Origin of the sequence: Microbacterium sp. LWO12-1.2, assembly GCF_040675875.1 — a bacterium.
In the GTDB taxonomy this organism is placed as follows: Bacteria; Actinomycetota; Actinomycetes; order Actinomycetales; family Microbacteriaceae; genus Microbacterium.
In genome coordinates, this window is the sequence record NZ_JBEGII010000001.1 from 2,236,565 (window position 1) to 2,252,881 (window position 16,317).

The window sequence follows — 16,317 nt, forward strand, 5'->3', positions numbered from 1 at the left end:
CCACGAAGAAGGACACGACATGACCCAGTACCAGGACGACATCGACGCCATCCGGGCACTGAAGGAGGAGCACGGCTCCGCCTGGAACGCCATCGATCCCGAATCGGCCGCACGGATGCGGGCGCAGAACAGGTTCCGCACCGGACTCGAGATCGCGCAGTACACCGCCGACATCATGCGCCGAGACATGGGCGAGTACGACGCGGATTCCTCCGTGTACACGCAGTCGCTCGGAGTCTGGCACGGCTTCATCGGGCAGCAGAAGCTCATCTCGATCAAGAAGCACCTGAAGTCCACGAACAAGCGGTACCTCTACCTCTCCGGATGGATGGTCGCCGCGATGCGTTCGGAATTCGGTCCGCTCCCCGACCAGTCGATGCACGAGAAGACCGCAGTGCCCGCCCTGATCGAGGAACTGTACACGTTCCTCCGCCAGGCCGATGCCCGCGAGCTGGACCTGCTCTTCACCCAGCTCGACGCCGCCCGCGCCGCCGGCGACGAGACAGGGGCGGAGTTCATCCAGTCGCAGATCGACGACTACGAGACCCACGTCGTCCCGATCATCGCGGACATCGACGCCGGCTTCGGCAACCCGGAGGCGACCTACCTGCTCGCGAAGAAGATGATCGAGGCCGGGGCGTGCGCCATCCAGATCGAGAATCAGGTGTCGGACGAGAAGCAGTGCGGCCACCAGGATGGCAAGGTGACCGTTCCGCACGAGGACTTCCTCGCGAAGATCAACGCGGTCCGCTACGCGTTCCTGGAGCTCGGCATCGACAACGGCATCATCGTCGCCCGCACCGACTCGCTCGGCGCGGGGCTGACCCAGAAGCTCGCCGTCTCGCAGGAGCCCGGCGACCTCGGCGATCAGTACAACTCCTTCCTCGACGTCGAGGAGATCTCGGAAGCCGGTCTGAGCGACGGCGACGTGGTCCTCAAGCGAGACGGGAAGCTGCTGCGTCCGAAGCGCCTGGCCAGCAACCTCTACGAGTTCCGCCCGGGAACCGGAGAGGAGCGCGTCGTGCTCGACTGCATCACGTCGCTCCGCAACGGCGCCGACCTGCTGTGGATCGAAACGGAGAAGCCGCACGTCGAGCAGATCGCGGGCATGGTCGACGCGATCCGTGCGGAGATCCCGAACGCGAAGCTGGTCTACAACAACAGCCCCTCGTTCAACTGGACCCTGAGCTTCCGGCAGCAGGCCTACGACCTGCTCGCGGAGCAGGGCCACGACCTGTCGGCGTTCGACCGCAGTGCGCTGATGAGCGTCGACTACGACGACACCGAGCTCGCACGGCTGGCAGACGAGAAGATCCGCTCGTTCCAGCGCGACGCCTCCGCCCGCGCGGGAATCTTCCATCACCTCATCACACTCCCGACCTACCACACCGCGGCGCTGTCTACCGATGACCTCGCGCAGGGGTACTTCGGCGACGAAGGGATGCTCGCCTACGTCAAGGGCGTCCAGCGTCGCGAGATCCGCGGGGGCATCGCCACGGTCAAGCACCAGAACATGGCGGGCTCCGACCTCGGCGACAACCACAAGGAGTACTTCGCGGGCGACGCCGCACTCAAGGCCGGCGGTCAGCACAACACCATGAACCAGTTCAGCTGACGACGAGTCCGTGACGCCCCGCCGACAGCCGATTCCTGGTCCACGAGGCCTGATCCGTCGTCCCGAAGCCCCTCGCCCGTTCCCCCACGGGCGAGGGGCTTCGCCTGTCCGAGCCACCGGTTCCCTGCGGGCGTAGCCTGGAGCCATGACCGACGCATGGCACGGCATCGCCGAGGAGTTCCTCCACCTCTACCCGACAGGACGCCGGCTGCTGGCCGTGGCGGGTGCGGATGCCGAGCGCTCCCGCACCGCTGCCGACGCTCTCGCGTCGGCGCTCGTCGGCGCCGGCCACGAGGTCGAGCGCACGCACAGTCAAGACGGTGACGAGCAGACGCTGCGCGCCGATGTCGTCACGCCGTTCCGGAACGGGCCGAAGGCCGACCGGGTGCTGATCGTCTCCGGCCCCTCCGCCCTGCTCAGCCCGACGGCGCGCGGCATGTGGAACTTCACGCTGTGGCAGCTCTTCGGGGAAGAACCGCCGCACAGTGTGGCGTCCGCGCTGGTCGACCTGACCGATCCCGTGAACCCGGTCCGCCGCACCGCCGACTACTGCGCATTGCCGGCGTCGTTCGGTTCCTGAGGCGGAGGCCCCCGAGCTTCCGGGCGGGGCGCCGAACCGCACCCGGAAGTCGTGACGGGGCGCTGGGGAGGCAGCCTCGGCTCGCAGGAGCCTTCCGTCAGAAGCCCGACTGGGGAAGCGGGCAGATTCAGAGTAGGCACCCACCACGACCGCGGAAAGTGCGCGGGAGCGGTCTGTCACCGGGTGGCGCCAAACCGGGCACGGGATGACCGGCTTGGCACCGGTTGCGCGATCACATGTCGCAGGATCGCTGCTGCGCTCACCGCGAGGGACCGGTCTGCTCATCGGTCAACAGCATCGCCTCGGCGAGCTGCACCGGCCGGGAGCGGGCCGCGAGGCGGAAGGCGCTGGGACTCCCGCCCACGTGTCGCGAGAACTGCGCGCGCAGAGCGGCAGCGTCGACGAACCCCGCACGCTTCGCCACCACCGCGAGCTCCTGGGCCGGGAGCACGAGAAGCTCCTCCCGTGCGGTCGTGAGGCGCCGACGCAGCAGCTGTGCCGAGAGGCTCTCATCGGCCCCTGCGAAGAAGCGGAACAGCTGACGACGACTCATGTGCAGCTCGGCCGCGAGCTGGTCGATCCCGAACTCCGCGTCACGGTGCCGGCGTTCGATGATCTGCGCCGCCTCCGCCCTGATCCGGCTGACGCGGTCGGTCTCGCCGTCGCCGGGGAACTGACGGAACAGTCCCCGCACCAGCGCGACCAGCGCCGCCTCCGTTCCGGCGAGCGCTCCGGCCCCCTGATCGGGATCCTGCACCCACTCGTAGAGCATGCGGCCCACCGCGACCCCCGCCGCCCGCGTGAGCGGGGTGTCGGGGAACAGGCCGGCGCCGGATGCCAGCACGTGCTGGTATCCGGGGATGGCCGCGACCGGGACCACGACCCCGGTCGTCTCGCTCAGGCCGAGATGCTCGGCGGCAGACGGCCCCACGCTCGACATGAACCCCATACGGCCGACGCGCAGATCGTGGACGCCATGGGCGGTGTGCAGCCGTTGCCCACCGAGGTTCGAGACCCCGACGATGATGATGTCCTCGTCCTGCGGGGCGCCACGATCGTAGGTGACGGTGTGCGGCGTCTCGAGCGTGCTGAACAGCATCGTCGCGCCGATGGAGCGTCGCAGCAGCGCCGCCTCGAAGCCGAGAGGGTCGGCGGCCTTCATGGTTCCGAAGTTCGACAGCTGCTGCATGCCGATCGGACCGTCGAGCCGGATCACCGCGGAGGTGTACCACTCCGGTGGGTGCTGGTCGCGGTCGTCGTCCGTCTCCTCGCGCCAGAGGCCGCCGGACAGGCGCCGCATCCAGGCGGCGGTCTCGCCGGCGGTGATCGCCGTCACGCCCGACGCTCGCGCACGACGGCCAGGCGCGATGCGCGCACGACGAGAGCGTCGGAGTTCCCCAGAGTTTGCACCATCACGGTCCCCCATGTCAGGCGCGCGCCGCCTGCGCGACGCGCGCACCCCATCCCCGGAGCCACACTAGCCAGGCGCTTTGCGCGCGTGCAATATACGACGTGGCGCCCCGCTGCGCCTCGCCGTCCACGCCCCCTGAGCACCGGGAACGCGCAGCGCGGGCTAGCTGAAGGTCGCGGCGACCGAGTTGCGGTGATAGTCGAAGACGATGCTGGTGCGAGTCGACGCGACGCTGCTCTGCGCCGAGAGGTGCTCGAGCACGAACTCGCGCATCTGCGAGGAGTCGGCCACCGCGATGTGGAGCAGGAAGTCGTCCTCTCCCCCGAGGAAGAAGACCTGGATCACCTGGGGCAGCGCCCGCACCCGATCGGCGAAGGCCACGATGCTCTCGCGTCGCGCGCTCGGGCGCAGACTGACCCCGATGATCGCCTGCAGCCCTGCGCCCAGCATCCGCTCGTCGACGCTCGCATGGAAACCGGTGATGACCCCGCGCTCGATCAGCGAGCGCAGGCGCGCGTGCGCCGTGGATGGTGCCACGCCGAGCGTGCCGGCGAGTTCCGCGTTGGTCATCCGGCCGTCCGCGCCGAGCAGGCGCACGATCTGCGCATCGATCGCGTCGAGCGCCGGCGCCCGAAGAGTGTTCGGCGAACCTGCCGCATTCGACTGTTCCATACGAAGCATTATTCAGGATTCTCGATCCTGTCGAATGTTCTGAACAGAATCTGTTGATGAGCCGATGTTTCTGCGATTCTGTGTGCATCACACCCACACGAGGAGGATCGATGAAGATCGGCGTACCCACCGAGGTCAAGAACAACGAGAACCGCGTCGCGCTGACGCCCGCCGGCACCGATCGCCTCGTCAACGAGGGGCACCGCGTGCTCGTGCAGTCCGGCGCCGGCCTCGGGTCGAGCATCTCCGATGACGCCTACCGTGCCGCCGGCGCCGAGATCCTCGACTCCGCTGCCGAGGTGTGGGGCGCGGCCGACCTGCTCATCAAGGTCAAGGAGCCGATCGCCCAGGAGTACGGCTTCCTGCGGCCCGACCTCACGCTGTTCACCTACCTGCACCTCGCCGCCGACCGCCCGCTGACCACGGCTCTCGTGGATGCCGGGACGACTGCCGTGGCCTACGAGACCGTGCAGCTGCCCGACCGCAGCCTGCCGCTGCTCGTGCCGATGAGCGAGATCGCCGGGCGGCTCTCGGTGACCATGGGCTCCTACGCGCTGCTGCGCTCCAACGGCGGCCGCGGCACCCTGCTCGGCGGCATCGCCGGCACCCCGCGAGCCAAGACCGTCGTGATCGGCGGTGGCGTCGCCGGTGAGCACGCCGCCGCCAACGCGCTCGGCCTCGGCTCAAAGGTCACCGTGATCGACATCTCGCTGCCGCGCCTGCGCGAGCTCGAGCACCGCTACGGCGGCGCGCTCGAGACCCGCGCCTCCAGCCGCTACGACATCGCCGAGGAACTCGCCACCGCCGATCTGGTGATCGGCTCCGTGCTCATCCCCGGCGCCGCCGCCCCCAAGCTCGTCACCGACGACATGGTCGCGACCATGAAGCCCGGCTCGGTGCTGGTCGACATCGCGATCGACCAGGGCGGATGCTTCGAGGGCTCGCGGCCGACCACGCATGACGCTCCCACGTTCGCGGTGCACGATTCGATCTACTACTGCGTGGCGAACATGCCCGGCGCCGTCCCCGAGACCGCGACCCGGGCACTGACCAACGCGACCCTCCCCTATGTCTCGGCGATCGCCGGAAAGGGCTGGGAGCGCGCTGCCACGGATGACGCCGCGCTGGCGAAGGGCCTGAACGTGCAGGGCGGGCGCATCGTGCTGGAGGCCGTCGCGCGGGCGCACGCTCTGTGACCCGTCGTCGGACGACTCGAAACCGAAAGAACTCAGGATCTTCATGACGACTCGGCCCTCACCGGCACGGGCGACCCGAGTACGCTCGTAATCGTGACTGAACGCGCTCCTCTCTCCCGCAAACTGTCCGCGATCGCCGAGTCTGCGACCCTCAAGGTCGATGCCAAGGCGAAGGCTCTCAAGGCGGAAGGCAAGGACATCATCTCCTATGCCGCCGGCGAGCCGGATTTCGCGACCCCCCAGTTCATCGTGGATGCGGCAGCCGACGCTCTCGCGGACCCCGCGAACTACCGGTACACCCCCGCTGCCGGGCTTCCGGCGCTGCGTGAGGCGATCGCCGCCAAGACCCTGCGCGACTCCGGCCTCGAGGTGTCCCCGAGCCAGGTCATCGTGACCAACGGCGGAAAGCAGTCCGTCTACCAGGCGTTCCAGACCGTCGTGAACCCCGGCGACGAGGTGCTGCTCCCCGCACCGTACTGGACCACCTACCCGGAGGCCATCCGTCTGGCCGACGGCATCCCCGTCGAGGTCTTCGCCGGCGCCGACCAGGACTACAAGGTCACGGTCGAGCAGCTCGAAGCCGCCCGCACCGAGCGCACCACCGTGCTCGTCTTCGTATCTCCCTCGAACCCGACCGGCTCGGTGTACACCGCGGAAGAGACCGCGGCCATCGGCGAGTGGGCGCTCGAGCACGGCATCTGGATCATCAGCGACGAGATCTACCAGAACCTCACCTACGAGGGTGTCAAGGCGACCTCCATCGTCGAGGCCGTGCCCGCTGTCGCCGGGCAGACGATCCTGGTCAACGGCGTCGCGAAGACGTACGCCATGACCGGATGGCGCGTGGGCTGGATGGTCGGTCCGGTCGATGCGATCAAGATCGCCGGCAACCTGCAGTCGCACCTCTCGAGCAACGTGAACAACGTCGCCCAGAAGGCCGCGATCGCCGCGCTCAACGGACCGCAGACCGAGGCGGAGCAGATGCGCGAGGCGTTCGACCGCCGCCGCCGTCTCATCGTCTCTGAGCTGTCGAAGATCGACGGCCTGGTCGTACCCAACCCGCTCGGGGCCTTCTACGTCTATCCCGATGTGCAGGGCCTGCTCGGCCGCACCTGGGGCGGCGTGACGCCGACGACCTCTCTCGAGCTGGCGGACCTGATCCTGGAGCAGGCCGAGGTGGCGGTCGTACCCGGCGAGGCCTTCGGCCCCAGCGGCTACATCCGTATGTCGTACGCTCTCGGCGACGACGCACTCCTCACGGGCGTGCAGCGCCTGCAGCGCCTGTTCTCCTGAGGCACCCTGGCTCGGGAACCATCGCCCAGACCCCACCGTACCGACGAGACCCCCTCCTGCCGACACGTGCAGGAGGGGGTCTCGTCACGGTGGGGGGGTCTCGACGCACGCGGCGCCGGCCCTCAGTCCTGCGGGTGATACCCGATCAGCCAGCGGATACCGTAGCGGTCCACGAGCGTGCCGTCCCAGTCGCCCCAGGCGCGCCGCTGCAGCGGGTCAATCACCCGGCCGCCGACGGAGAGATCCGCGAACCAGCCGGTCAACGTCGATGCATCGGCTGTCCCGAGCAGCGAGAGAAACATACCGTTCATCTGCACCGCGTCGTCGTCGATGCCGGCGTCCGCTCCGGAGAGTTCCACGACGCCCTGCAGCGTCGCGTGACCGATCGCATCACTCGGACCGTCGTGCCTGTCGAGCTGGGCGTAGTCGAACATCTGCAGCACACCGCCGAACACGGACTGATAGTGCCGCATCGCCTCAGCCGCGTTGCCGGGGAACAGGAGGTAGGGGATCAGTCCACTCATGCCGCGAGTGTAGCCTCGGCCGACCGTCAGAGCTCGACGCCGACCAGCACCGGCTCAGGCTGGAGCACCAAGCCGAACTCCGCGTGGACTCGGCTCTGGATGAAGCGCGCGAGCTCGGCCACCTCCGCGGCGTTCGCTCCCCCGCGGTTCGTGAGCGCGAGAGCGTGCTTGGTCGAGACCGATGCCCGCGATCGCGGGAGCTTGAAGCCCTTGCGGATTCCGGCCTGTTCGATGAGCCAGGCCGCACTCACCTTGACATCGGTGGGACCGCGACGCGGGGCCGGCACCAGACCGTCGTAGTTCGCAAGAGGGATGACGGTGATCGCGTCGAGATCGGGGTTCACCGGCCACCGCGGGCACTCCGCCGGCAGGGCACGGGCGACGGATTCCGGGACGATCGCGTTCTGGAAGAAGGATCCGACGCCGTGCGTATCGGGGTCGTTCTCGTCGAGCAGCATCCCCTTGGACGCGCGCGTGTCCAGAATGCGCTCACGCACCCAGGTCAGAGCGACCGGAGCGTCGCCCTCGAGGCCGAGTGCGCGGCGCAGTTGCTCGCCGCGCACGATGCGCTCCGGCGTCACGACCAGATCGACGGTCACCGACAGGATGACGGCGCGGCGCTGCGGCTCGCTGCCGTAGTGATGCTTGAGCACCGATGTGCGGAACCCGAGGCCCAATGCTGCGGCGGGGACGGTGGAGATCTCTCCCGTGCTCGCATCGATCAGTTCGACCTCGACGAGCGTCTCCTGGACCTCCTGGCCGTAGGCGCCGATGTTCTGCACCGGAGCGGCACCGACCGTGCCGGGGATCCCCGACATCGCCTCCAGCCCCGCGTACCCGTGCTCGACGGCGTAGGCGACGAAGTCATCCCACCCGTGCCCGGCCTGGGCTCGCAGACGGATGCGACCGGCATGAGGCGAAGGGAGCTCTTCGATCCCTGTCGTCAGGATGCGGACGACAGTGCCCTCGAAGGGCTCGTCGCCGACGAAGAGGTTGGACCCGCCGCCGAGCACGAACCAGTCGTCGCCCCGTGCCCAGGTGTCGCGCAGTGCCTCGACGAGCCCTGCGGTGGTCGTCGCCTCCTGCATCCGCTCGGGCGCAGCCCCGGTGCGCAGCGTGGTGAGGTCGGCGAGGCGGATCGGATCGATCTCTCTCATGTCAGACCGCGATGCGCAGCTGCGCCTTGACGAGCACAGTGGCGTCGCCGAACGTGACCTTCAGGTCGACGCGCGCGGCATCGTCATCGACGGCACCAACTGTTGCGGTGACGTGCACATCAGCACCGTCCACCGGGTCGACGACGACCGGCTTGGTGAAGCGCACGCCGTAGTCGAGGATGCGCACGCCGGGCTCGAGCGCGGCGAGGAGCACGGACGAGGCGATACCCATCGTGAGCATGCCGTGCGCGAGGACACCAGGCAGTCCCACGGAGGACGCGATGTCGTCGCGGTAGTGGATGGGGTTGAAGTCTCCGGATGCTCCGGCGTAGCGCACGAGCGACTCGCGCGTCAGGTGCACCGTGCGCTCGGCGAGGACGTCTCCGACGGAATACGACATCAGCGCGTCGCCTCCTCTTCCTTGTCATCGCCGACCAGCAGCACGCTGGTCGCGGTCACCACATGGGCGCCGTCGACATCTGTGATCTCGGCTTCGCTGGTGATCAGCGCGTTTCCTGCCATCGCGCGGATGGCGGTGACGCGCAGCTGCCCGACGAGCTCATCGCCGGCGACGATCGGACGCGAGTAGGCGAACCGCTGCTCCGCGTGGATCGTACGCGCCAGCACGATGCCGGAATCCGGCAGTGCGAGGAGCTGCTGCAGGGTCAGATCCTGGATGACCATCGCGAAGGTCGGCGGCGCGACGACGTCGGCGTATCCGGCCGCGCGGGCGGCCTCGACGTCGGTGTGCTGCGGAGCCTCGGCGAAGACGGCGCGAGCGAACTCGCGCACTTTCTCCCGGCCGACGAGGTACGGGGCGGTCGGCGGGAACTCCCGGCCGATCAGTTCTGTGTTCACTGCCACCCCTCGATCCTATCGAGCATGGCGGTCGCCCGGTTCCGCGCTCAGCCCCTGCGGCGGCCCCGTACCGCCTTGATCGCCATCTGCACGGCGATGACGACGAGATATGCCGCGAAGAGAATGTTCCCGGCAGTCGGATCGATGAGGGTGGCGATCCACGCGCCGAGAGCCGTCGTGGTGCAGGCGGACACGCCGATCAGCACGGCGGCACGCAGGTCGACGTTGCGGGTGCGCAGGTTCCCGATCGTGCCCGACACCGCGGTGGGGATCATCATGAGCAGGGAGGTGCCTTTGGCCACCAGGTCGCTCGTGCCGAACGCCAGCATCAGGACGGGGACGACGATCACGCCGCCGCCCACGCCGATGAGGCCGGCGAGCACCCCAGTGCCGAGTCCCACACCGACCAGGGCGAGCCCCGTGAGCAACGTCAGTTCGAAGGTCGCATCGCGCGACGGGATCACGAGGAACAGCGTGATGATGACGAGGACCAGGAAACCGACGAAGCCCCAGCGCAACGCGGTCTGGGAGATGCGTGGGAGCAGCCTGGTGCCGATCTGTGCGCCGACCACGGCTCCTGCCGCGAGGATGAGCGCCGGAATCCATGCCACCGAGCCGGAGACGGCGTAGGAGATCACTCCGACGCTGGCCGTGGGCACGATCGCTGCGAGCGAGGTACCAGCGGCAATGCGCTGGTCGAACTGCAGCAGCAGCACGAGCAGCGGCACGATGACCGTTCCGCCCCCGACTCCGAAGAGACCGGACAGCAATCCGGCGAGAAGGCCGATTCCGATGAACGCCGCGTATGCGCGCGGCCCTCGACGCAGACCTGCCGCGGCATCGTTCACGCTGCGTTCCTCCCCCGCGACGCACGACGGCCGCACCGCGACAAGCCTACTCCCGCGCCGCACACCTGCCCGACGCCCTGGACGAGCAGAAGACCCGATCTCGGGGGGAGCCGTGACCGGGTCTTCCGGTGTGCCTGTGCATCGTCGCGCAGTGGGAGTCACGCGACAGCCGCGATCAGTTCACGAGGGGCGCAGCGCTGTGGGGAATGGGGAGATGCGCGCGCCTCTCGCTCCCAGGAGAGCACAACCGCTCGCTCGCGTCACCCCTCCTGCGCGGGATCCCCCAGTTGCCGGGTGCTTTCGCCGCATCGCACGTCACTTGAACGCGATCCGCAAACCCCTGGGACGCAGTCCCGTCATATGCGAGACTGGATCGCAACACCGGCGATGGCGCCGGCGTCGACCGGATCGAAGGAGATCTGATGGTTCGCAGCACGTTCCCCGACCTGGAGATCCCCGACGTCTCCGTGTACGACTTCCTGTTCGGTGACCTCGATGACGCACGGCTGGACGCCGTCGCACTGATCGACGGCACGAGTGGCGCGACCACGACCTATCGCCAGCTCGTCGGGCAGATCGGCCTGTTCGCGGGCGCCCTGGCAGCACGCGGTGTCGGTGTCGGCACGCGCATCGGCGTCCTCTGCCCGAACATCCCCGCGTTCGCCTCGGTCTTCCATGGCATCCTCCGCGCGGGCGCCACCGCGACCACCATCAATTCCCTCTACACGTCAGATGAGATCGCGAACCAGCTCACCGATGCCGGCGCCGAGTGGCTGATCACCGTCTCGCCCCTGCTTCCCGGCGCTCTTGCCGCTGCTGCGGAGGTCGGCATCGACGCCGACCACCTGATCGTGCTCGACGGCGCCGAGGGCCACCCGCCGCTGCCCGCCCTCCTCGGAGAGGGGCATGCGGCCCCTGAGGTCTCCTTCGACCCCGCGACGCATCTCGCGGTGCTCCCCTACTCGTCCGGCACGACCGGACGGCCGAAGGGCGTGATGCTGACCCATCGCAACCTGGTGGCGAACGTCACGCAATGCCGGTCGACGATCTCGCTCGGAGACGACGACCGGGTGCTGGCCGTGCTGCCGTTCTTCCACATCTACGGTATGACGGTGCTGCTGAACTTCGCGCTCAGGCAGCGGGCGGCACTGGTCACCATGCCGAAGTTCGACCTCGTGGAGTTCCTGCGTGTGGTCGCGGAGCATCGCACCAGCTGGGTGTTCATCGCCCCGCCCATCGCCGTCGCTCTCGCGAAGCATCCGCTCGTGGATCAGTACGACCTCTCGGCGATCAAGGTCATCTTCTCGGGGGCAGCACCCCTGGACGGAGCCCTCGCTTCGGCCGTCGCCGCACGTCTGGGGTGCACGGTCTGCCAGGGTTACGGCATGACCGAGACCAGCCCGGTCACGCACGCGATCCCCTTCGACCGTGACGACATCGACCGTTCCTCTGTGGGGTTGCTGCTCGCAAGCACCGAAGCGCGCCTCCTCGATGCGGAGACCGGCGCCGAGGTCGTCGTGCCCTCCGCGGGTGCGAGCGAACCCGGCGAGCTTCTCATCCGCGGGCCACAGGTGATGAGCGGGTACCTGAACCGTCCGGATGCCACGGCCGAGATGCTCGATGCCGACGGCTGGCTGCACACCGGAGACGTCGCCACGGTCACGCATGACGGCATCTTCCGCATCGTCGATCGGCTCAAGGAACTGATCAAGTACAAGGGGTACCAGGTCGCGCCCGCGGTGCTGGAGGCAGTGCTCCTCGAGCATCCGTCCATCGCGGACGCGGCGGTGGTCGGCGCGCTCGACGAAGACGGCCAGGAAGTGCCGAAGGCGTTCGTCGTCGTGCAGCAGGGCGCGGAGATCGACGCGGATGCGGTGATGGCGCACGTGGCCGGGCGGGTGGCCCCGCACGAGAAGGTTCGTCAGGTCGAGTTCATCGACGCCATCCCCAAGTCCAGTTCCGGCAAGATCCTGCGCAAGGATCTGCGCGCCCGCTGAGCTGACCGCGGGTCGTACCGCCCGACGATTCACGGAGCTTGTGACGATCTGCGGAGGTTTCGGTGGCGGATGCTCCGCGATCCGTCCCCACCTCCGTGAAACGTCACGGCGCACGGCGCCGCACCCGGACACGAAGAAGCCCGCCGCCCCGGAAGGGGCGGCGGGCTTCGCCATGAAATCGAGTGATTACTCGGACTTCTCCTCGGCGGGAGCCTCGGTGGTCTCCTCAGCGGGAGCCTCCTCAGCGGCAGCCTCGGGAGCCTCCTCGACGGGAGCCTCCTCGACGACCTCTGCCGGCTTCTCAGCCTTGGCGGTCTTCTTGGCCGACTTCGGCTTCGGGTTCACGGGCTCGAGGACGAGCTCGATCACGGCCATGGGGGCGTTGTCGCCCTTGCGGTTCCCGACCTTGGTGATACGGGTGTAGCCACCCTCGCGGTCCGCGACGAGCGGAGCGATCTCGGTGAAGAGCGTGTGCACGACGCTCTTGTCACCGATGACCGCGAGCACGCGACGGCGCGCGTGCAGGTCGCCACGCTTGGCGAAGGTGATCAGACGCTCGGCGAGCGGGCGAAGGCGCTTGGCCTTCGTCTCGGTCGTCTTGATCGACTTGTGGGTGTAGAGCGCTGCTGCGAGGTTCGCAAGCATGAGGCGCTCGTGTGCGGGGCCGCCTCCGAGGCGGGGACCCTTAGTGGGCTTGGGCATAATCGTCTAGCTCCTGGTCAGAAAGGTCGGGTATCAGAAGGACTCGTCTTCGCTGCCGCCGTAGAAGTGGGCGCCGTCGAAACCGGGCACCGAATCCTTGAGCGACAGACCGAGCGAGATGAGCTTGTCGCGCACCTCGTCGACCGACTTCTGGCCGAAATTGCGGATGTTCATGAGCTGCGTCTCCGACAGGGCGACGAGCTCAGAAACGGTGTTGATGCCCTCACGCTTCAGGCAGTTGTACGAGCGGACCGACAGGTCGAGGTCCTCGATCGGCATCGACAGCTCGCTGGAGTTCACTGCCTCCACCGGTGCCGGGCCGATCTCGATGCCCTCGGCCTCGACGTTCAGCTCGCGAGCGAGACCGAACAGCTCGGTCAGCGTCTTCGCAGCCGAAGCGACGGCGTCGCGGGGGCTGATCGACGACTTGGTCTCGACGTCGAGGACGAGCTTGTCGAAGTCGGTGCGCTCACCGGCACGAGTCGCCTCGACGCGGTAGCTGACCTTCAGGACGGGCGAGTAGATCGAGTCGATCGGCACCTGGCCGGCCTCGGCGTACTCGTTGCGGTTCTGCGTCGCCGAGACGTAGCCACGGCCACGCTCGATCGTCAACTCGAGCTCGAACTTCGCGGTGTCGTTCAGGGTCGCGATGACGAGCTCGGGGTTGTGGACCTCGACACCGGCCGGAGCCGAGATGTCAGCGGCGGTCACTTCGCCCGCACCGGTCTTACGCAGGTACGCCGTGATGGGCTCGTCGCGCTCCGAGGAGACGACCAGCTGCTTGATGTTGAGGATGATCTCGGTGACATCCTCCTTCACGCCGGGGATGGTGCTGAACTCGTGCAGCACACCGTCGATGCGAACGCTGGTGACCGCGGCGCCGGGGATCGACGACAGCAGGCTGCGGCGCAGCGCGTTGCCGATCGTGTAACCGAAGCCGGGCTCCAGAGGCTCGATGATGAACCGGCTACGGTTCTCGACGATCTTTTCCTCGGTCAGTGTGGGACGCTGTGCAATAAGCACTCTGTGTTCCTTTCGATCACATGCCCGCTATATGACATGTGGTGGGTGAGGTCTTGAGTTGTGGAAGTCGATGCCCGCACGCGGGCGGAGAGCCGCTCGGCGCTTCAGTATGTCGAAGGCACGAGCGGCTCAACCAGCCGGATCAGACGCGGCGACGCTTCGGCGGGCGGCAGCCGTTGTGCGCCTGCGGGGTGACGTCCTGGATCGAGCCGACCTCGAGGCCGGCGGCCTGGAGCGAACGGATCGCGGTCTCGCGGCCGGAGCCCGGACCCTTCACGAGGACGTCGACCTTCTTGACGCCGTGCTCCGCAGCCTGACGGGCAGCGGACTCGGCAGCCATACCGGCGGCGTACGGGGTCGACTTGCGGGAGCCCTTGAAGCCCACGCCACCCGACGATGCCCACGCGATGACAGCGCCGGACGGGTCGGTGATCGAGACGATCGTGTTGTTGAACGTCGACTTGATGTGGGCCTGGCCCAGCGCGATGTTCTTCTTTTCCTTGCGGCGCGGCTTGCGCGCGGCGGCCTTGGGTGCAGCCATGAAAGTGTTCTCCTAGTCCCTGGGGCCGCTGCTTAGCGGGCCTTCTTCTTGCCTGCGACGGTGCGCTTCGGGCCCTTGCGGGTACGGGCGTTGGTCTTGGTGCGCTGACCACGGACCGGGAGACCACGACGGTGGCGGATGCCCTCGTAGGAGCCGATCTCGACCTTGCGGCGGATGTCTGCGGCGACCTCGCGGCGCAGGTCACCCTCCACCTTGTAGTTGCCTTCGATGTGGTCGCGGAGGGCGATCAGCTGGTCATCACTGAGGTCCTTCACGCGGATGCTCTCGTCGATCTCAGTCGCCTTGAGGATCTCGACCGAGCGGGTACGGCCGACGCCGTAGATGTAGGTAAGGGCGATCACCACGCGCTTATCGCGCGGGATGTCAACGCCGGCAAGACGTGCCATGCGGTTCTCCTGGGTGTTGTGGAGGTATGGAACAGGATCGGTGCCCGGGCCTCCGCCCGAGGTGTCAGCCTCAACCGCTCCGCCGGTTACCCGGTCGCTGAGCCTGTCGAAGCGTCTGATCCTGCCGTATGTGTATTCAGTTGTGAGATGTGCGAGAGCGGTGGCCGCACAGCGCAGGTGCTTAGCCCTGGCGCTGCTTGTGACGCGGGTTGCTCTTGCAGATCACCATGACGCGGCCGTGACGGCGGATCACCTTGCAGTGATCGCAGATGGGCTTGACGCTGGGGTTGACCTTCATGATGTTTCCTGTTCGCTGTCTTCGTACCGCCCCGATGCCGAGGCAGGCCGTTACTTCTCGACCGGTTAGCGGTAGCGGTAGACGATACGGCCGCGGGTGAGGTCGTAGGGGCTGAGCTCCACGACCACGCGGTCTTCGGGGATGATACGGATGTAGTTCTGCCGCATCTTGCCGGAGATCGTTGCCAGGACCTTGTGTCCGTTGCTGAGCTCAACGCGGAACATCGCGTTGGGCAGTGCTTCGGAGATCACGCCCTCGATCTCGATGACACCGTCTTTCTTAGCCATAGCCTCGCTGACGCTTCTGCAGACCGGTCGATCTGCGGTGGGTGAATGGATTGTGGTGCTGCGCCGCCGGACACGCCGAATCAAGGCACAAAGCACCAAAGATCTATATTAGACGCTCCGGAGCCATCCGGCAACTTGAGCGCCGGCGAACCAGCGGGGTCAGCCGATGAGATCGGTGAGCTTCTTGAGATCCGCGGAATCCTGCAGATTCAAGCGCGTGCCGTTGACGTCGACCGTCGGCGTGCCGTTGATGTCATTGGACTTGGCCTGCGCGACGCCGAACTTGCGGTATGTCTCGTCGTTGATGCACGACACGGCGTCGTCCGCACCGACCTGCGTCGCGAAGTCGGCGAGCTGCTCGTTGGTCAGCCCCGACGAGTTCTCCGCCGGCTGGTTGGCGAACAGCGTCTTGGCGTAGTCCAGGTACAGGTCCGGGTTCGACTCTGCGACGCAGACTGCAGCGCCTGCGGAGCGAGAGGAGAAATCGGTCCCCTGCGAGAAGCGGTCCAGGATCGCGATCGGGTGATACTCGAGAGTGATACGCCCGTCCGCCGCGGCTGCCTCCAGCTGCGGACCGAACTGGTCTTCGAAGCTCTTGCAGACCGGGCACTGGAAGTCGACGAACACCGCCACGGTGTCCTCGCCATCACCGAACGAGATGGCGCCCGTGTCCGCGTTGAACGCCTCGTTGCTGCTGGGCGCGACGCCGGGAGCGGTGGCCTGGTTGTTCAGGAACACCACGAGTCCACCCAGGACCACCAGTACGACGACCACGGCGGCGGAGACGCCGATCGCGAACCAGTTGGTGTTGCTCTTCGCCGCTGCCATTGTGTTCCGTTTCTCTCGGTCTCGCCGCACATCATGCAGGCGCATGTACCTTTTGATTTTGCCGTATCAGCCTATGCAGT

General features: G+C 67.5%; 19 protein-coding genes. 5 read left to right on the forward strand and 14 right to left on the reverse strand.

Going from position 1 to position 16,317, the window contains the following annotated elements; translation table 11 throughout:
* The first annotated feature begins 19 nt into the window (after nucleotides 1-19).
* Together MRBLWO12_RS10725 and MRBLWO12_RS10730 are read left to right on the forward strand one after the other, a co-directional pair.
* Nucleotides 20-1,615: an isocitrate lyase gene (locus MRBLWO12_RS10725; RefSeq protein WP_363555306.1), complete on the forward strand. Its 1,596-nt coding sequence runs from the start codon at nucleotides 20-22 to the stop codon at nucleotides 1,613-1,615.
* Nucleotides 1,616-1,760: 145 nt separating this feature from the next.
* Nucleotides 1,761-2,195 (forward strand): hypothetical protein, encoded by a 435-nt coding sequence (locus MRBLWO12_RS10730; protein WP_363555308.1) that lies wholly within the window; start codon nucleotides 1,761-1,763, stop codon nucleotides 2,193-2,195.
* Nucleotides 2,196-2,454: 259 nt separating this feature from the next.
* Here the strand turns inward: MRBLWO12_RS10730 and MRBLWO12_RS10735 are convergent, their stop codons facing one another.
* Nucleotides 2,455-3,531, reverse strand: coding sequence for an AraC family transcriptional regulator (locus tag MRBLWO12_RS10735; protein ID WP_363555310.1), 1,077 nt, complete (start codon nucleotides 3,529-3,531; stop codon nucleotides 2,455-2,457).
* 237 nt (nucleotides 3,532-3,768) lie between these two features.
* Nucleotides 3,769-4,287: an Lrp/AsnC family transcriptional regulator gene (locus MRBLWO12_RS10740; protein ID WP_363555312.1), complete on the reverse strand. Its 519-nt coding sequence runs from the start codon at nucleotides 4,285-4,287 to the stop codon at nucleotides 3,769-3,771.
* Between the two features lie 101 nt (nucleotides 4,288-4,388).
* Between MRBLWO12_RS10740 and ald the strand changes: the two genes are divergently transcribed.
* Nucleotides 4,389-5,474 carry an alanine dehydrogenase gene (ald, locus tag MRBLWO12_RS10745; protein WP_363555314.1) on the forward strand — a complete coding sequence of 362 codons (1,086 nt, stop codon included), beginning with the start codon at nucleotides 4,389-4,391 and terminating at the stop codon, nucleotides 5,472-5,474.
* A gap of 93 nt (nucleotides 5,475-5,567) precedes the next feature.
* Entirely contained in the window at nucleotides 5,568-6,767 is a 1,200-nt protein-coding gene (locus MRBLWO12_RS10750; RefSeq protein WP_363555316.1) for a pyridoxal phosphate-dependent aminotransferase, read from the forward strand.
* A gap of 122 nt (nucleotides 6,768-6,889) precedes the next feature.
* On the opposite strand, the gene MRBLWO12_RS10755 is transcribed toward MRBLWO12_RS10750, so the two are convergent.
* From MRBLWO12_RS10755 to MRBLWO12_RS10775, 5 genes are read right to left on the reverse strand one after another with little or no spacing between them, the layout of a single operon-like run.
* Nucleotides 6,890-7,291 (reverse strand): VOC family protein, encoded by a 402-nt coding sequence (locus tag MRBLWO12_RS10755; RefSeq protein ID WP_363555318.1) that lies wholly within the window; start codon nucleotides 7,289-7,291, stop codon nucleotides 6,890-6,892.
* Between the two features lie 26 nt (nucleotides 7,292-7,317).
* Entirely contained in the window at nucleotides 7,318-8,448 is a 1,131-nt protein-coding gene (locus MRBLWO12_RS10760) for a UDP-N-acetylmuramate dehydrogenase (RefSeq protein WP_363555320.1), read from the reverse strand.
* Nucleotide 8,449: 1 nt separating this feature from the next.
* A complete protein-coding gene (locus MRBLWO12_RS10765; RefSeq protein WP_363555322.1) occupies nucleotides 8,450-8,848 on the reverse strand; it encodes a MaoC/PaaZ C-terminal domain-containing protein in 399 nt (132 codons plus the stop codon).
* Nucleotides 8,848-9,312, reverse strand: coding sequence for an FAS1-like dehydratase domain-containing protein (locus MRBLWO12_RS10770; RefSeq protein WP_363555324.1), 465 nt, complete (start codon nucleotides 9,310-9,312; stop codon nucleotides 8,848-8,850). Before MRBLWO12_RS10770 ends, MRBLWO12_RS10765 begins: the two co-directional genes overlap by 1 nt.
* 41 nt (nucleotides 9,313-9,353) lie before the next feature.
* The gene (locus MRBLWO12_RS10775) at nucleotides 9,354-10,154 is read right to left on the reverse strand and encodes a sulfite exporter TauE/SafE family protein (RefSeq protein ID WP_363555326.1); all 801 of its coding nucleotides are present in this window, start codon (nucleotides 10,152-10,154) and stop codon (nucleotides 9,354-9,356) included.
* Nucleotides 10,155-10,576: 422 nt separating this feature from the next.
* Here MRBLWO12_RS10775 and MRBLWO12_RS10780 point away from each other — a divergent pair, with 422 nt between their 5' ends.
* A complete protein-coding gene (locus MRBLWO12_RS10780) occupies nucleotides 10,577-12,151 on the forward strand; it encodes an AMP-binding protein (protein WP_363555328.1) in 1,575 nt (524 codons plus the stop codon).
* A 186-nt stretch (nucleotides 12,152-12,337) separates the two neighbouring features.
* Here the strand turns inward: MRBLWO12_RS10780 and rplQ are convergent, their stop codons facing one another.
* The 7 genes from rplQ to MRBLWO12_RS10815 all read right to left on the reverse strand — a co-directional run bounded on the left by rplQ (nucleotide 12,338) and on the right by MRBLWO12_RS10815 (nucleotide 16,237).
* Nucleotides 12,338-12,853 carry a 50S ribosomal protein L17 gene (gene rplQ / locus MRBLWO12_RS10785; RefSeq protein WP_363555330.1) on the reverse strand — a complete coding sequence of 172 codons (516 nt, stop codon included), beginning with the start codon at nucleotides 12,851-12,853 and terminating at the stop codon, nucleotides 12,338-12,340.
* Between the two features lie 33 nt (nucleotides 12,854-12,886).
* Complete coding sequence (locus tag MRBLWO12_RS10790; RefSeq protein WP_141870974.1) at nucleotides 12,887-13,876, reverse strand: DNA-directed RNA polymerase subunit alpha; 990 nt, start codon at nucleotides 13,874-13,876, stop codon at nucleotides 12,887-12,889.
* A gap of 142 nt (nucleotides 13,877-14,018) precedes the next feature.
* The gene (gene rpsK / locus MRBLWO12_RS10795; RefSeq protein ID WP_017829189.1) at nucleotides 14,019-14,417 is read right to left on the reverse strand and encodes a 30S ribosomal protein S11; all 399 of its coding nucleotides are present in this window, start codon (nucleotides 14,415-14,417) and stop codon (nucleotides 14,019-14,021) included.
* 32 nt (nucleotides 14,418-14,449) lie between these two features.
* Nucleotides 14,450-14,824, reverse strand: a complete 375-nt coding sequence (gene rpsM, locus MRBLWO12_RS10800) for a 30S ribosomal protein S13 (protein ID WP_017829190.1) — start codon at nucleotides 14,822-14,824, stop codon at nucleotides 14,450-14,452.
* A gap of 181 nt (nucleotides 14,825-15,005) precedes the next feature.
* A complete protein-coding gene (gene rpmJ, locus MRBLWO12_RS10805) occupies nucleotides 15,006-15,122 on the reverse strand; it encodes a 50S ribosomal protein L36 (protein ID WP_005050492.1) in 117 nt (38 codons plus the stop codon).
* 65 nt (nucleotides 15,123-15,187) lie between these two features.
* Nucleotides 15,188-15,409 (reverse strand): translation initiation factor IF-1, encoded by a 222-nt coding sequence (gene infA / locus MRBLWO12_RS10810; protein WP_017201569.1) that lies wholly within the window; start codon nucleotides 15,407-15,409, stop codon nucleotides 15,188-15,190.
* A gap of 159 nt (nucleotides 15,410-15,568) precedes the next feature.
* On the reverse strand, nucleotides 15,569-16,237 hold the full coding sequence (locus tag MRBLWO12_RS10815) for a DsbA family protein (RefSeq protein ID WP_363555332.1): 669 nt from the start codon (nucleotides 16,235-16,237) through the stop codon (nucleotides 15,569-15,571).
* Between the last annotated feature and the right edge of the window lie 80 nt (nucleotides 16,238-16,317).

What these genes read in the sequence shown, in the direction of transcription:
- MRBLWO12_RS10725 (WP_363555306.1), top strand. Translation starts at nt 20, where the DNA reads ATGACCCAGTACCAGGACGACATCGACGCCATCCGGGCACTGAAGGAG.
- MRBLWO12_RS10740 (WP_363555312.1), bottom strand. Translation starts at nt 4,287, where the DNA reads ATGCTTCGTATGGAACAGTCGAATGCGGCAGGTTCGCCGAACACTCTT.
- MRBLWO12_RS10815 (WP_363555332.1), bottom strand. Translation starts at nt 16,237, where the DNA reads ATGGCAGCGGCGAAGAGCAACACCAACTGGTTCGCGATCGGCGTCTCC.
- rpmJ (WP_005050492.1), bottom strand. Translation starts at nt 15,122, where the DNA reads ATGAAGGTCAACCCCAGCGTCAAGCCCATCTGCGATCACTGCAAGGTG.
- ald (WP_363555314.1), top strand. Translation starts at nt 4,389, where the DNA reads ATGAAGATCGGCGTACCCACCGAGGTCAAGAACAACGAGAACCGCGTC.
- rplQ (WP_363555330.1), bottom strand. Translation starts at nt 12,853, where the DNA reads ATGCCCAAGCCCACTAAGGGTCCCCGCCTCGGAGGCGGCCCCGCACAC.
- rpsM (WP_017829190.1), bottom strand. Translation starts at nt 14,824, where the DNA reads ATGGCACGTCTTGCCGGCGTTGACATCCCGCGCGATAAGCGCGTGGTG.
- MRBLWO12_RS10780 (WP_363555328.1), top strand. Translation starts at nt 10,577, where the DNA reads ATGGTTCGCAGCACGTTCCCCGACCTGGAGATCCCCGACGTCTCCGTG.
- MRBLWO12_RS10765 (WP_363555322.1), bottom strand. Translation starts at nt 8,848, where the DNA reads ATGTCGTATTCCGTCGGAGACGTCCTCGCCGAGCGCACGGTGCACCTG.
- MRBLWO12_RS10760 (WP_363555320.1), bottom strand. Translation starts at nt 8,448, where the DNA reads ATGAGAGAGATCGATCCGATCCGCCTCGCCGACCTCACCACGCTGCGC.
- MRBLWO12_RS10755 (WP_363555318.1), bottom strand. Translation starts at nt 7,291, where the DNA reads ATGAGTGGACTGATCCCCTACCTCCTGTTCCCCGGCAACGCGGCTGAG.
- MRBLWO12_RS10730 (WP_363555308.1), top strand. Translation starts at nt 1,761, where the DNA reads ATGACCGACGCATGGCACGGCATCGCCGAGGAGTTCCTCCACCTCTAC.
- rpsK (WP_017829189.1), bottom strand. Translation starts at nt 14,417, where the DNA reads ATGGCTGCACCCAAGGCCGCCGCGCGCAAGCCGCGCCGCAAGGAAAAG.
- infA (WP_017201569.1), bottom strand. Translation starts at nt 15,409, where the DNA reads ATGGCTAAGAAAGACGGTGTCATCGAGATCGAGGGCGTGATCTCCGAA.